This is a genomic window from Methanofollis tationis (genome assembly GCF_013377755.1).
GTDB lineage: Archaea > Halobacteriota > Methanomicrobia > Methanomicrobiales > Methanofollaceae > Methanofollis > Methanofollis tationis.
Genome location: NZ_JABXWR010000001.1, coordinates 1,704,082 through 1,718,208, shown reverse-complemented (window position 1 = coordinate 1,718,208; position 14,127 = coordinate 1,704,082). Strand labels below are relative to the sequence as shown.

12 protein-coding genes and 1 tRNA gene are annotated in these 14,127 nt (G+C 62.2%); 7 read left to right on the top strand and 6 right to left on the bottom strand.

The genetic code is table 11. The annotated features are described in order from the left end of the window. Positions 1–93: 93 nt before the first annotated feature. Positions 94–1,005, bottom strand: a complete 912-nt coding sequence (locus HWN36_RS08960) for a TIGR00269 family protein (RefSeq protein ID WP_176789021.1) — start codon at positions 1,003–1,005, stop codon at positions 94–96. A 33-nt stretch (positions 1,006–1,038) separates the two neighbouring features. Here HWN36_RS08960 and HWN36_RS08955 point away from each other — a divergent pair, with 33 nt between their 5' ends. The 4 genes from HWN36_RS08955 to HWN36_RS08940 are packed head-to-tail and all read left to right on the top strand — an operon-like array spanning position 1,039 to position 4,966. Further along, entirely contained in the window at positions 1,039–1,896 is an 858-nt protein-coding gene (locus HWN36_RS08955; protein WP_176789020.1) for a serine/threonine-protein kinase RIO2, read from the top strand. Further along, positions 1,893–3,857 (top strand): DUF460 domain-containing protein, encoded by a 1,965-nt coding sequence (locus HWN36_RS08950; protein WP_176789019.1) that lies wholly within the window; start codon positions 1,893–1,895, stop codon positions 3,855–3,857. The genes HWN36_RS08955 and HWN36_RS08950 overlap by 4 nt, the downstream gene beginning before the upstream one ends. After that, positions 3,850–4,710 carry a thiamine-phosphate kinase gene (gene thiL / locus HWN36_RS08945; protein WP_176789018.1) on the top strand — a complete coding sequence of 287 codons (861 nt, stop codon included), beginning with the start codon at positions 3,850–3,852 and terminating at the stop codon, positions 4,708–4,710. The genes HWN36_RS08950 and thiL overlap by 8 nt, the downstream gene beginning before the upstream one ends. Before the next feature lie 55 nt (positions 4,711–4,765). Then, on the top strand, positions 4,766–4,966 hold the full coding sequence (locus HWN36_RS08940; protein ID WP_176789017.1) for a hypothetical protein: 201 nt from the start codon (positions 4,766–4,768) through the stop codon (positions 4,964–4,966). Between the two features lie 62 nt (positions 4,967–5,028). Here HWN36_RS08940 and HWN36_RS08935 read toward each other — a convergent pair whose 3' ends face one another. Next, positions 5,029–5,715 (bottom strand): TIGR00266 family protein, encoded by a 687-nt coding sequence (locus tag HWN36_RS08935; protein WP_176789016.1) that lies wholly within the window; start codon positions 5,713–5,715, stop codon positions 5,029–5,031. Positions 5,716–5,970: 255 nt separating this feature from the next. Between HWN36_RS08935 and HWN36_RS08930 the strand changes: the two genes are divergently transcribed. Together HWN36_RS08930 and HWN36_RS08925 are read left to right on the top strand one after the other, a co-directional pair. Beyond that, the gene (locus HWN36_RS08930) at positions 5,971–6,921 is read left to right on the top strand and encodes an IS5 family transposase (protein WP_176787388.1); all 951 of its coding nucleotides are present in this window, start codon (positions 5,971–5,973) and stop codon (positions 6,919–6,921) included. A 168-nt stretch (positions 6,922–7,089) separates the two neighbouring features. Beyond that, positions 7,090–10,863 carry a lectin like domain-containing protein gene (locus HWN36_RS08925; RefSeq protein WP_176789015.1) on the top strand — a complete coding sequence of 1,258 codons (3,774 nt, stop codon included), beginning with the start codon at positions 7,090–7,092 and terminating at the stop codon, positions 10,861–10,863. A gap of 59 nt (positions 10,864–10,922) precedes the next feature. Here HWN36_RS08925 and HWN36_RS08920 read toward each other — a convergent pair. The 4 genes from HWN36_RS08920 to HWN36_RS08905 form a co-directional block, all read right to left on the bottom strand. Then, positions 10,923–10,994: transfer RNA gene (locus tag HWN36_RS08920), tRNA-Ala, on the bottom strand. Positions 10,995–11,131: 137 nt separating this feature from the next. Next, a complete protein-coding gene (locus tag HWN36_RS08915) occupies positions 11,132–12,142 on the bottom strand; it encodes a transcription initiation factor IIB (RefSeq protein ID WP_004040199.1) in 1,011 nt (336 codons plus the stop codon). A gap of 327 nt (positions 12,143–12,469) precedes the next feature. Next, entirely contained in the window at positions 12,470–13,126 is a 657-nt protein-coding gene (locus HWN36_RS08910; RefSeq protein ID WP_176789014.1) for a histidinol phosphate phosphatase domain-containing protein, read from the bottom strand. Beyond that, positions 13,123–13,395 (bottom strand): signal recognition particle subunit SRP19/SEC65 family protein, encoded by a 273-nt coding sequence (locus HWN36_RS08905; protein ID WP_176789013.1) that lies wholly within the window; start codon positions 13,393–13,395, stop codon positions 13,123–13,125. The genes HWN36_RS08910 and HWN36_RS08905 overlap by 4 nt, the downstream gene beginning before the upstream one ends. A 54-nt stretch (positions 13,396–13,449) precedes the next feature. Between HWN36_RS08905 and hypB the strand changes: the two genes are divergently transcribed. Then, positions 13,450–14,097 (top strand): hydrogenase nickel incorporation protein HypB, encoded by a 648-nt coding sequence (hypB, locus tag HWN36_RS08900; RefSeq protein WP_176789012.1) that lies wholly within the window; start codon positions 13,450–13,452, stop codon positions 14,095–14,097. Positions 14,098–14,127 lie beyond the last annotated feature (30 nt).

The window sequence follows — 14,127 nt, the reverse complement described above, 5'->3', positions numbered from 1 at the left end:
TCTGCCACCTCTGGTGTACAGGCGTTAAGATTTTTTCCTATGTATGTGCTCTGGATCCCCGGCACCTCAGTTTTGAGGGCGGAGAAGACCGGCTCATTCGCCCCGCGCCTCCCTGACCAGACTGCAGGAGCGGCAGGTCTCGCCGCAGGGCTCCCCGCACTCCGGGCAGACGCTCAGCCGCGAAGGGGTGTCCCCGCAGATAGCGGGCAGGTGCTCGCCGAGATTTTTGAGGGCGTATTTTGTGGCCGGGTGGCGGTACGCGTAGTCGTTGAGCAGGTTCCGCACGTCGGCTCTGAGGGCGTTATGGGCGTACGGGCACCCCCTCTCAGTAAACCCGCCGAAACGAAGGATGGCATAGAGCGCCACCTCCCGCTCGGGGACGGCGGCGAAGGGTTTGATCCGCGGCACGACGCCCGGCACCGGCGCCGACGTCCTGACCATGCGTTCGGCGTCCCCCCGCAGGGCGTTCATCAGCACCGACTGGGCCTCGTCGTCGAGGTTCATGCCCATGGCGAGTCTGGTGGCGCCGAGGCTGCGCGCCGCCGTGTTGAGGCAGTGGCGCCGGATCACCCCGCAGTAGGTGCAGGATAGGGCGTCGCCCCGCCTCTGCACGATCCGGTCGGTGGTGGTGCCGACGATCTCCTCGAAGGAGACGCAGTGCCAGGCTACACCGCACTCCTCCGCAATCCGGCGAGCCGCAGCGGTATCCCGGTATCCCGCGATCCCTTCGTCCACGGTGAGAGCGATGATTGAGAGGTCACGGCGCTTCCCGAAGGTCTTTGTGAGGAAGTGAAGGAGGGCGCTCGAATCCTTCCCTCCCGAGAGGGCAACGGCGATCACGTCGCCCGATGCGATCATCCGCCTCTGTCTGATCTCCCGTTTCGCTTTCGCCTCAATGTCGGCGATGAAATGCTCGCGGCAGAGATGGAGCCCGGAATAGCGCTGCCAGATGATCGCCTCACGTCTACACTTTGAGCACTGCATCGCATCAACCCGGTCATACATTTATCCGTTTGCCTGATATAACCTGTAGTATTTATGCCACTTTCACCGGACTATATCAGGTTACTCCACAAATACGACCTCCGCATCCTTCAGACCCTTGAGCGGATGATGCAGCGTTACGAATGGGTGCCGCTCGACGTCCTGAAAGGGGCGACGAGGCTCTCAGACTCAGAACTCGAGTACCGGTTGCAGCGGTTGATCGAGTGGGACATGGTCAGATACGATGCCGTGCCGTACCAGGGCTATGCCCTGATCTTTCCGGGCTACGATGCGATCGCCCTCCATACGCTCAGCCAGCGGGGGACGGTTTCTGCCCTTGGTTCACTTATCGGGGTAGGTAAAGAGTCCGAAGTCTATGCCGGCCTCGGTCTGGGGCCCGTGGTGCTGAAGTTTCACCATATCGGCCAGCAATCGTTCCAGGCGGCCAGAAAAGACCGCGGCTATATGCCCGAAGCCGGGCACTGCCCCTGGATCTTCGCCTCGGCCCGCTCTGCCGAGCAGGAGTATCTGGCCCTGCAGCGCCTCTCTCCCGATGTCTCGGTCCCGGTGCCGATCGATCGGTCCCGCCATGTGCTCGTGATGTCCGAGGTGCCGGGCGCAAACCTCAACCGCTGCGTGCTCGAGGACCCGGCCGGGGTGCTCGACGAGGTCCTCCAGAACGTGCGGCTGGCGTACCGGAAGGATATCATCCACGGCGATCTCTCTGAGTTCAATATCATGGTGGGCGAGGAGGGCGTATGGATCATCGACTGGCCGCAGTGGATCTGGCGTTCGCACCCGAACGCCGATGCGATCCTCCAGCGCGATATTGAGAATGTGCTCAGGTATTTTAAGAGGAAATACCGGATAGACTATCCCACCGTGGAGGCGGTGGGTGTGGTGGTCGGTTGAAGGTCTTCGGAATCGATATCATCAGAGGGTCGGTGCGGTCGCGGACCCGCCGTCCGGTCTATGCGCTGGTCGTCATCGAGGACGGCGAGGTCATCTCCACCGCGCAGGTGACGGCGTACAGGCTCTCCCGGATGATCGCCGCTGAAGAGCCCGAACTCCTTGCCACCGATTCGGTGCAGGAACTCGCTCCTGACCAGCACGACCTCATCTCGTTCATGCAGACCCTGCCGACCGGGACCGTGCTGGTCCAGGTGACCGGCGGGGAACGGAAAGAAACCCTCCAGAAGGTGGCAGCGCGCTACAACATCCAGGTGGAGCGGACCGACCCCTTTGCCGAGGCCGGGGCAGCGGCCAGGATCGCCTACCTCGGGGGCGGGGCGGCGGTGATCGCCTTCGAGAAGACGACTGAGATCACGGTTTCACGCCACCGTTCGCCTGGCAAAGGGGGGTGGAGCCAGAACCGCTATGTCAGGAAGATGCACGGAGCGGTGCGGGAGCGGGCCCGCGAGGTGGAGGGGCACCTGGTGGCGGCCGGTCTCCGCTACGAAAAGAGCGAGCGCCTTGCCTTCGGCGGGTTCTCCCGCGTACACTTCAGGGTCTATGCCTCCCGCGATGCGATCCCGGTGCGCGCCTCGGCCGCGGCGGACGTGCAGGTGCGCATCGAGGGACGGAGACTCGACCGGATCAGGTACGAGCCCCTGACGAAAAGGCCCAGGTACCTGATCGTGGGCATCGACCCCGGGACGACGACCGGGATCGGGGCGGTGGACCTGGACGGCGAGGTGGTAGAACTCTTTTCTTCCAGACAGATGGGGACGGCCGAGGTGATCGAGCATATCACCGGCATCGGAAAACCCCTGATCATCGCATCCGACGTGCAGCCGATGCCTGACGCGGTGGAGAAGGTGCGGCGGGCCTTCAATGCGATCGCCTATGTACCCCCACAGGACCGGTCGGTGGAGGGGAAACTGGAACTGACGGCCGGGACCGGGTATGCGAACCCCCATGAACGAGACGCCGTCTCCGCCGCTCTCGACGCCTACCGCTCTCTGAAAAACAAGTTCCAGAACATTGCAAAACGGGTGCCGCCGGGCATCGACCTCGACGAGGTGCGGGCCGGGGTGCTGCGGGGACGGTCGATCGAGGCGGTGCTGGCCGATCTCTCGGGCAGGCAGAAGCCCGCGCCCGCACCCCACGAGTCGCCGCAACCCCAGCCGACGCCGCCTGCACAGGCCGACGACCGCCTTGTCCAGCTCGAACGGCAGGTCCGCCGCCTGCAGGCGTTCGTGCAGGAGCTTGAAGAGGGGATCGCCGGGAAGGACCGGGAGATCGCGAGCCTGAAACGGCAGATCAGGTACGAACGTTCCGAACGGGGAAAAACACTCCAGCGGGACACCGATATTGCCACGCGGGAGGCGATCATCGCGAACCTCAGGACGCTCCTGCGGAAAGAGGAGAAAAGAAACAAGAGCCTCAGGAAACGGATCGAGCGGATGCGGCGGGTTGAGGAATTACAGATCGGCGAGGGGCAGGTCGCTGTGAAGGCGATTGCGTCCCTCACCCACGACGCCGTCCGCAGCCTGGCCGCCGACCTCGGTCTTGTCGAGGGTGACGTGATCGCGGTTGCGACGACCGGCGGCTGGGGGCGCAGCGTGGTGCGGGAGATCGCCGATGCGAAGGCGGCGGCGGTGGTCGTTCCGGGCAAGAGCCTGGAGGGACAGGACCCGCACCTGATCGCCGCGGCGCTTGCGGCCTCCCTGCCCCTGGTTCCGGCCGGGGCGATCGGGCTGCGGCTCTCGGGAAAGATCGGGACCGCCGACGAGGAGGGGTTCGCCGCTGCCCTCGCCGCATGGGGGGAGCGGGTCGAGGAGCATGAGCGGGAGAAGAGGGCGGCGATGTTAAACCAGGTCTTCAAGGAGTACAGGAGCGAGCGGGAGAAGGAGGTGCGGCGGCATGGATGAACGGGCGCTGATCCGCTCGCTCGTGCCGGTCCTCGGTGCGGCGGCGACGGCCGACGACTGTGCGACAATCCAGCACGGCGGGGAGTGGCTTGTCCTCTCCACCGATATGCTCCACGAGACGACCGATTTTCCGGCCGGGATGACAGATCGGGAGATCGGCTGGATGGCGGCGGCGGTGACGATCTCGGATATTGCGGCGATGGGGGCGCGGCCCGTCGCCCTGCTCCTTGCGACCGGCCTCGACCGCCCCGAACGCCTGGCCGGGATCACGGCAGGGGCACTCGAATGCTGCCGGTTCTATGGCTGCGACCTTGCCGGGGGCGACACCGACGCCCACACCGAACTGACAATCGTCTCCACCGGCCTCGGGACCGCGGTGCGGCCGGTCAGGCGGAGCGGGGCCCGACCCGGGGATCTGATCTGCGTCACCGGCTACCTGGGCGGGGCGCAGGCGGCCCTATCCGGCTACGATCGGTTCTGGGAGCGACTGATCGCACCGCGGCCGCGGGTCGCCGCGGGCCTCGCCCTCAATGAGGCAGGGGCGACGGCGATGATGGACATCTCTGACGGCCTGGCCCTGACGCTCCACGATATGCTGGCGGTGAACGGGTGCGGGTTTGCCGTGGAGACAGCCCGTCTCCCCCTGCCCGAGGGCGTCCCTGAGGGTGAGGGCAGGGAGTTCGCGCTCTATGGCGGCGGCGACTTCGAGCTCCTCTTTACGGTCCCGCCCGAGCATTTCCCGGTGACCGGGGTGGATGCGACGGCGATCGGCCTGGTCGTGGATGAGCAGGACGTCACGGCGGACGGCGCCCCGCTGCCGGCTCGCGGGTATATGCACCTGTGGAAGGAGTAAGAGCACTCCTGCCTGTGCACACTCTTTTTTCTCTGCGGGCGCACCACCGATCAGCATGGTCCCCCTTCCCAGGAACGAGATCCTTGTCCTCTTCGTCGCTGTCATGGCCGGTATCGCCGCCGGAAATTATGTCGGGAGCCTGTACAGGAGCAGCGTGCTTGCCGTCATCACCTCGGCGGCGGTGATCGTCGCCGTCGGGGCCGCAGGGGAGTACCTGCTCAGGCAGTTCTGCAGGCCCACAGGAGAGGAGGAGTGACCGGCGCACCTGCCAGGGAGAGAAAAAGAGGGTGAGCAGCCCCTGCTCCTGGACCTGCCGCCTCACTTCCCGGAAGAGTTCTGGGGGAGGAACGGGATCAGGGAAGTGGCGAGTTTTGCGATGTCCATCGACTGGAGGACCACCCTGCCCGGACCGGTGAGGGTGGTCAGGAAGAGCCCTTCGCCGCCGAAAAAGACCGTCTTCACGCCTCCTGCAAGCTGGATGGAGTAGTCCACCGTGGCCTCGAAGCCGACGACGAGCCCGGTCTCCACCTTCACGACCTCCCCCGCGGCCAGGTCCATCTCGATGGTGTCACCGCAGCAGTGGAGGAAGGCAGTCCCCAAACCCGAAAGGCGCTGGAGGATGAAACCCTCGCCGCCGAAAAAGCCCGAGCGGATCTTTTTGGTTACGGCGATGTCGAGGTGCACGCCCTCTTCTGCGCAGAGGAAGGCGTCTTTCTGGGCGATGAACTCCCTGCCGGTGACGTCGACCGGGAAGATCCGGCCCGGGACGTTCCCGGCGAAGGAGACGAAACCGCTCCCCCCCTGCGGCGTGAACTCGGTCAGAAACAGGCTCTCATTTGTGAGCGCCCGTTTCAGGCCGCCAAGCAGTCCGCCCTTGAGGTGGGAGTCCATCTGCATGTTCCCGCTCATGTTCACCATGGCGCCGGCCTCGGCATTGACCCGCTCGCCCTGCACAAGGGTGAGTTTCACCATCTGCAGGTTGTCACCGATGATCTCGTATTTCATGGTCAGTTCCCGGGGAATATTCGATGCCAGGAGGATATCACCCTTCCCCTTTTGATCGGGTGGGAGGAGGCCAGGGAAAAAAGCCAGATAAACCATATTATTGCACTTTTTGAATCCAGCATGCATGTAAAAAATACAAATCAGATATATTTGTAAACTAATAGATACGATTTGTTGATATATCATATCTCAGAGAATTTCGAACAACCCCACCTCACCCAAAGTACTTTATAGTCCCGGATCGACCTTTTTCCCATGAGCACGTTTACCAATTTCGCGATCCACCACGAATATGCCAGCCTTGCAGCTCTGGGTGATCGGCTGGGTGAGGTCAGCGGTCTGATCGACTGGGATGCCTTCCGCCCTCTCCTTGCTGACCTCTACACCAACGCCGAGGGGCGAGGCGGCCGTCCGAACTATGACGTCGTTCTGATGATCCGGCTGCTGGTGCTTCAGCAGTGGTATGGCCTGTCTGACCCCGAACTGGAGCGTCAGGCGACCGACCGGATCTCGTTCCGTCACTTCCTGGGATATCCGGAAACCATTCCGGATCGGTCGACGGTCTGGCTGTTCCGGGAACGCTTGGCGCAAACCGGGAAGGATACCGCGATCTGGGATGAGTTCCAGCGGCAACTCGAAGTACAAGGGCTCGCCATCAAACGCGGTGTCATGCAGGACGCGACGTTCATCACCGCCGATCCCGGGCATGCTCCTGCCGGCACGCCCCGGGGAGATCAGGCAGAGACGCGGCGCAGCCGCGACGGCACCTGGGCCAAGAAGGGCTCGAAGTCACAGTTCGGGTACAAACTTCACATCCTGCTCGACAAGGACAGTCAGCTGATCCGCCGGATTGAGACCACCACGGCGTCACTCCATGACAGCAGGATCGATCTCTCCCGGGAAGGTGAGACGGTCTATCGCGATAAAGGCTATTTTGGGGTGAAACCGCAGGCATCTATGGACAAGACCATGCACCGGGCCGTTCGCAACCATCCCCTCTCCATCAAGGAGAACCGGCGGAACAAGGCCATCAGCAGAACACGATCGCTGGTGGAACGACCGTTTGCCGTGATCAAGCGGGTGTTCCATGCAGGCCACCTCATGGTCACGACGGTTGCCAGAGTGCACGTCAAGAACATCTTCTCCTGCATGAATTTCAACTTCAGGCAACTTCTTACCCTCAAAGCGCAAGCTGCCGAGCGATAGCTCTCGAGAAAATCCAAAAAACCCTCTAAATGCAGGGGTTCAGGAAGGAAACGGCTGAACAGCGAGGGGAAGAGGGCAGTCGGGAGCGAGTATCTGATGGCAGGGAGGAGTTAATCGCAATTCTCCTCAATCATAATTTTCTGAACGTACTCCCATCAGGTGTTCTCCATGAAAACAAACACACGGTTTTATTCTCTGGTGCTCTGCACCCTGATCGCCCTCCTTGCCGTCCCGGGTATATCAGGAGCGACGATTGAGGCCGCACCGCTCAACCCTGCCTTCCTGGAATACCTCGAAGGGCAGGAGGCGGCGGCAGAAGGCGCCATGCAGACCTGCAGTATTGCCCCGTCCCCTGAAGAATTCCGCTATCCCCTGACCGGTCTTTGCCCGGCACCTGCAACACCGGTCTGGTCGGTTCAGTCCATCGATTCTGTCGGGTCGAGCGCCCTCCCCGCATCCTTCGACTTAAGGGACGAGGGGAGGGTCACGCCGGTGCAGGACCAGGGGAAGAGCGGGAGCTGCTGGGCGTTCGCCACCTATGCCTCCCTTGAATCGGCGCTGCTCACCAGCACCGGCACTGCATGGGACTTCTCCGAGAGCAACATGAAGAACCTCTGCTCAAACCTCTACGGCGGCTTCGATCGTGGTCCAGGAGACGGCGGTCAGGCCTTCATGTCCACCGCCTACCTCACACGCTGGTCCGGGCCGGTGAACGAGACCGACGACCCCTATCTCCTGCCTGTGCCATCAAACGACTCGCCGACCGATCTTTCGCCGGGGGTCCACGTCCAGAATATCACGTTCCTCCCGCCGCGGGATGGGCCGCTCGACAACGGCCCGATGAAGGAGACGATCCGCGAGGAGGGGGCCCTCTGGGTGGGGTTCATTATCAACTGGTCCTGTTTTGCCGACAACTACCTGACCTACTACCGCCCCGGCGACGGCGCGTATCAGAGCGACGGCGGCCATGCCGTCGCCCTCGTCGGCTGGGACGACAACTACCCGGCGGAGAATTTCAGCGTCACGCCGCCCGGCGACGGTGCCTTCATCGCCAAAAACTCCTGGGGCGAGGGGGTCGGCGACGGCGGCTACTTCTATATCTCATATTACCAGCCAGAACCCGGCAGGTTCTGGGACAGGAACTCCACCTTTGTCGGGGACCGGCGCGACTTCTGTTCAGTTCTCTTCACCGGGGAGGCCGCGGATTCCCTGGAACACATCTACCAGTACGACCCCCTGGGCTGGACAGAGAATGTCGGCGCAACCGGCTCCACCACCATCTATGGTGCGAATGTCTTCACGGCCGGAGACTACGAGGACCTGCGGGCAGCAGGTTTCTACACCCGTGAACCCGGCACCGACTACACCGTTTCCGTCTTGCGCTCCATCAACACCCCGACGGGCACCACACCTGTCACCGTTGCGCAGGTCTCCGGCACCGCCACCCTCCCGGGCTACCACACCGTCCCGCTCCCCGACCCGGTCTTCCTCTCGCCGGGCCAGACCTTCTCGGTGGTCCTGGAGATCACTGCCCTGACCGACACCTACCCCCTCGTCGTGGAGATGCCAATCGCGGGGTATTCCTCCAATGCCACCGCATCGCCCGGAGAGAGTTATGTGAGTGTCGACGGCGAGATATGGACTGACCTGACCACGATCTTCCCTGACACCAACGCCTGCATCAAGGCGTTCACCACCGACGCCATCGTGGTGCCGCGGGACTACCCCACCATCCAGGCGGCGATCAACGCCGCCGATGGCGGCGAGACGATTGTCGTGGAGAACGGCACCTATGATGAGCACCTGAACATCACATCATCGGTCACGATCGTCGGCATTGGCATGCCGGTCGTGAATGCCGCCGGGAGCGGGTCGGCGATCACGGTCACCGCCGACGGCGTCCACCTTTCCGGCATCGCTGTAACGGGCGCGAGTCAGGTCTTCCAACCGGACGCCTACAACGCAGGCATCCTGGTCCTGGGGGACGGCGCCCTCATCGAGAACTGCTCATCATACCAGAATGGTGCATGCGGCGTCTTTGTATCTGGTGCCGGGGGTGCGGTCATCCAGGGCAACGAGATCTCTGAGAACCTCTATGGCATGATCCTCTGGAACTCGTCCAGGACCGTCGTTGCTGGCAACAGAGTCCATAACAACAGCCGCCTTGGCATCGAGCTCGACGAGACCGACAGCGCCATACTGGAGGGCAACACTGTCCAGGAGAGCGACGGACAGGGGATCAGTCTCTATTATACCGCCAATACTACGATGCAGGGCAACATAATGGGAGAGAACGCCTGGAACTTCGTTTATTATGGCGACGACCCGGCGCCCAAAAACAGCATCGATACCTCCAACATCGTCGAGGGGCGCCCGATCGTCTACCTTGAGGGAATCTCAGGGATGACGATCAATCCCTCCAGCAATGCGGGTGCGGTCTGCTGCGTCGGTTGTGACTCGATGAAGATTGAGGGCCTCGCCCTTCAGGAGACCGGGTGCGGCATCAGTCTCCTCTCGACGCAGGAGAGTAGCATCGAGGGGTGCACCATCTCCGGCGCCTATGACGGGATACACCTCTCCAACGCCAGCGGGATCGCCATCGAGGGCTGTTCAATCACCGCATCGAGGACAGACGAGTGGCTGATCAATATCGAGAGGGCAGAGAACTGCAGCCTCGTCGGCACCACGCTGACCGGCCTCGGCGGGTCCAGCATGGGGCTGTACAACGTCTCAGGAGCTGAAATCACCGGAAACACCATCAATTTCACCTCTTCCGGCGGCCCTCTGAGGACGGGGGAGATCAGTTCGCTCACCAACAGCACGGTCAGAGAAAACCTGCTGGATCTCTCCGGGATGGATTTCTCTGTGGATGGCCTCAGAGGCAATCTGATCTACCGCAATACCATCGTCCTTCCGGCACCGGGCCCGGCATCTCTCTCCTCTGCCCTGCCCCTCCCGGAGAGAGAGCACAGTTATGCCCTCACCAGGCCATTCTCCGGTCTCTCTGACGGGGTTGTTCAGGTTTCAAGCGTCTCTTGTGCGTCCGCAGCAGCCTTCCAGACCGGGAACACCTGGCACTCACCCGATCCGATCGCCTACTGGTACCGCGGGACCGGACAGACAAACTTCACCGGAAACCACTGGAGCGCGTATGGAGGCATCGATGCGGACGGCGACGGTATCGGCGATACGCCGTTTGTAATCGCGGCGAATGAAACCGATCGCTACCCGCTGATGGAGCGCTTCGAGGCCTACCCGGCCACACCGCCCTCAGATGGCGGCGACTCCTCTTCAGACGGTGGCCTCGCCGCCTCAGGCAACCTGAACCCCGGTGAGACCACATCCCTGCACTTTACCGGATCGGCGGTGACCGGGGTCAGCGTCACGGCAGGGCAGCGGATCGACGGGATCATGGTGACCATTGCCCCGGCATCCTCCGGGCCTGCCGGACTGGAGGCGCCAGTCTACCAGTATCTCGTCGCAAACCTCACCTACACCACCGACGATGCAATCGCAGGGGCAGCATTCACCTTCGAGGTATCGACGGCCTGGCTGGAGGAGCAGGGGCTTTCACCCGGCGATATCAGCCTCTGGCGCTACCGCGACGGGGCATGGGCAGCGCTTCCGACCGAGGTGCTCAGGGAGGAGAACGGCCGGGTGTACTTCCGTGCGACCTCGCCCGGGTTCTCGTACTTCGCGGTGGCCGGCGGCCGGACCATGACGGTGGAGCCGGTCGGGACGGTTGCGTCAGAGGAGCCCGGCGATGCAGGAACGTTCAGGAATGTAACGGCACCAGGGAGCGCGATCTCAGGCACACCGGTTTCGACGACCGCCGAACCAGGAACACCGACCGAAACGACGCCGCAAAAGAGCCCGGTCTGGTGGGGAGCGGCGCTTGCGGCGGTCGGAGTGATGGCGCTCGGCCTGAAGGGGAGGCGCTGAGCCCCTTCATCTCATTTTTCAGGCTTCACGCTCTCGATTTTTATACTGCAAAAAGCGAGTGGACCCGGCGGGAATTGAACCCGCGGCCTCATCGTTGCGAACGATGCGATCTTCCCCTGATCTACGAGCCCGCGACCGGCACAATGCCTGATCCTGCCTGATAATGTTGCCCCCGTTCCTTTATATCCCTTCCTGATGGCGACATCAGGGCGGTGCAGGTTGATGGGGAGCGCGGTGTACACGCGCGCACGGACGATAAAAAAAGAGATCAGAGAATGATCTCGATATCGAGTTTCTCTGCGAGTTCCTTGTACCGGTTCCTGATGGTGACCTCGGTCACCCCGGCGACCTCTGCGACCTCGCGCTGGGTCCGCCGCTCCCCCGAGAGGATCGAGGAGATGTAGATAGCGGCGGCCGCAACACCGGTCGGCCCCCTGCCGCTCGTCAGCTCGCGCTCGCCGGCCTGACGCAGGATCTCTACGGCGCGGCTCTGCACCTCACCTTTCAGGGTGAGGCCCGAGCAGAACCGCGGCACGTAGTCGATCGGAGAGGTCGGCAGGAGTTTCAAGCCAAGTTCACGCGAGATAAACCGGTAGGTACGCCCGATCTCTTTTCTGGAAACCCTGGACACCTCGGCGATCTCGTCGAGGGTGCGGGGCACCGAGCACTGCCGGCATGCGGCGTAGAGGGCGGCGGCGGCGACCCCTTCAATGGACCTGCCCCTGATGAGGTTCTTGTCCACGGCGTCGCGGTAGATCACCGCGGCGGTCTCCCGCACGTTCCTTGGAAGACCGAGGGCCGAGGCCATCCGGTCCAGTTCGGAGAGGGCGAAGGCGAGGTTCCGCTCGGTGGCGTTCGAGACGCGGATCCGTCTCTGCCACTTGCGCAGACGGTAGAGTTGCGCCCGGTTCTTCGACGAGATGGCGCGGCCGTAACTGTCCCGGTTGCGCCAGTCGATCATCGTCGAGAGACCCTTGTCATGGATCGTAAAGGTCATCGGAGCCCCGACACGGGAGCGCTTCACCCGCTGGTCGTGGTCGAAGGCACGCCACTCAGGGCCGCGGTCGATGAACTCCTCGTCGATGACCAACCCGCAGCTCTTGCACACGAGTTCGGCCCGTTCATAATCATGGACGAGCTGGCGGCTGCCGCACTCGGGGCATACATTTTCCGTCGCCTCCTCGCGCTTCTTTACCTGCTCCGTGACCGCGGTACGCGACCTTTTTTTGAGGGCCTCGCGCTCGCTCTGAAGCATTTTCAGTTTTTCGATTTCTGCCATTTCCCGTCACCTTTTGTATAGAGTTTCTCTCCCAGGCGCCCGCTGCAGCCCCCTCTGCAGGAGACTGCAGCATATGGCGAGGATACATTCCCGAAGATATCCACAACCTTTCCAACTGGCTTGAGGCGCCTATCGAGCACGTCACCATAGAGGCGGGGCAACTGCGCAGCGTCGCATCTGAGGATCAGCGTATGAGAACCGCAAATTTTAATAATGGGCCCCACCAGTTTCAATAGAATACCCCATAAGAACTCCCCCTCAGGTGGAGTGATATTTATAAATGGGATTTATCAATATTTAAAGATATCGATAAACTATAAATACAGATTATCTCGCGAGTAAATCCGAAACAATTTTCAGGGATAGCGATCTCGTAACTTCTTCCTCTGTTAGCCCTGCCCCGCGTGCTACTGCCACTTTTGCCTCACGACCGAGAAGGTCCGAGGGCGCATGGGCATCCGAGTCCACCACAATCATGCAGCCCGCCTCCCGCGCCGCCACCGCTACATAGCCGTTCGTCCGGTTATGCCCATTTCGCGAGGTGATCTCAAGAGCGACCCGGTTCTTCGCGGCGAGGCGTGCATCCTCAGGGGTGATGAAACCCGGATGAGCGAGGATGTCCACATCGGCACACGAGCAGGCGGCATGGTTTGTACCCGGGGCGACCGGCTCCACCGGCGACTCGCCATGCACGACGACAATGTCTGCCCCCTCATCGCGTGCATAGGCTGCGAGTTCGGCGATCTCCTCCGGGGGGACATGGGTGATCTCCACCCCGCTGAGGAGACGGACGCCATAACGCGCGGCGCTCTTCTTCAGGCATGCGGTGGCGGCGATTACCTGCGCGATATTCGTGCAGTCGACGTGATCGGCGATGGCAACGATCTCGTAGCCGAGCACGCTGAGGCGGCGGACCAGCTCGATGGGGAGGAGTTCGCCGTCGCTCATCGTGGTATGGGTGTGCAGGTCGTAGAGCCCGCTCATCGCTTCACCTCAATGGCCTGCGCCACCTTCCGTATGACATCGCCCTTCGGTTCAGTGCAGGTCACCGCCACCCGCCCCTCACGTTTGTGCCAGTGTGCCGGGTGGTGTTTCTCCTCGACCCGGTAGGGATAGCCGCATTTTTTCAGCGCTGCTTCGAGTTCCATGAGGGTGAGGCTCTTTACGGCTCGGCCCCGGGGGACGCGCCGCCCCTCAGCCCGCTTCAGCCCGGCCTGAAAATAGCAGGGATAGAGGATGCACAGACGTTCCATTGTTCATTAGGTAGATGGTGAATCTATATAGCCGTCTCCCTCATACCCATCTGTATGCACCACATCGACGTCAGGATCGAGAAGGATGTGTACGCGGCGAACGACCGTCTCGCCGCTGCCAACGCTGCCCACTTGAAGGAACACGGGGTCAGGGCGTTCGACCTCCTCGGTGCGATCGGATCGGGGAAGACGGCCCTGATCGAGCAACTTGTGCCTCTCCTCGCCGCCCGCGGCCTTGCAGCCGGGGCGATCGCCGGCGACGTCTATGGCGACGACGATTTCAAGCGGATAGTGGCCCTGGGCATCCCGGCCGTCAACGCCAATACCGGGACCGAGTGCCACCTCGACGCCCACCTCGTCGAGCACGCAATCGACCACCTGCCTCTCGACAAAATCGACGTGCTCTTCATTGAGAATGTCGGCAACATGGTCTGCCCGACCGACTTTGCCCTCGGGGCCGAGAAACGGATCGTCATCGTCTCCTCGACTGAGGGCGACGACGTGGTGAACAAGCACCCGATGATGTTCCGCGGCGGTTCGATCGGCGTCATCAACAAGACCGACCTCGCCCCGCTGGTTGGCTGCAATATGGACCGAATGGAGGCGGACATGCGGCGGTACAATCCAGAGATGAAGATCTTCAGGACAAATATGAAGACAGGCGAGGGCGTTGCCGCCCTTCTCGACGCCATTCTTGAGTGATCGGATTTAAATCCGATGAGCAAGAATATA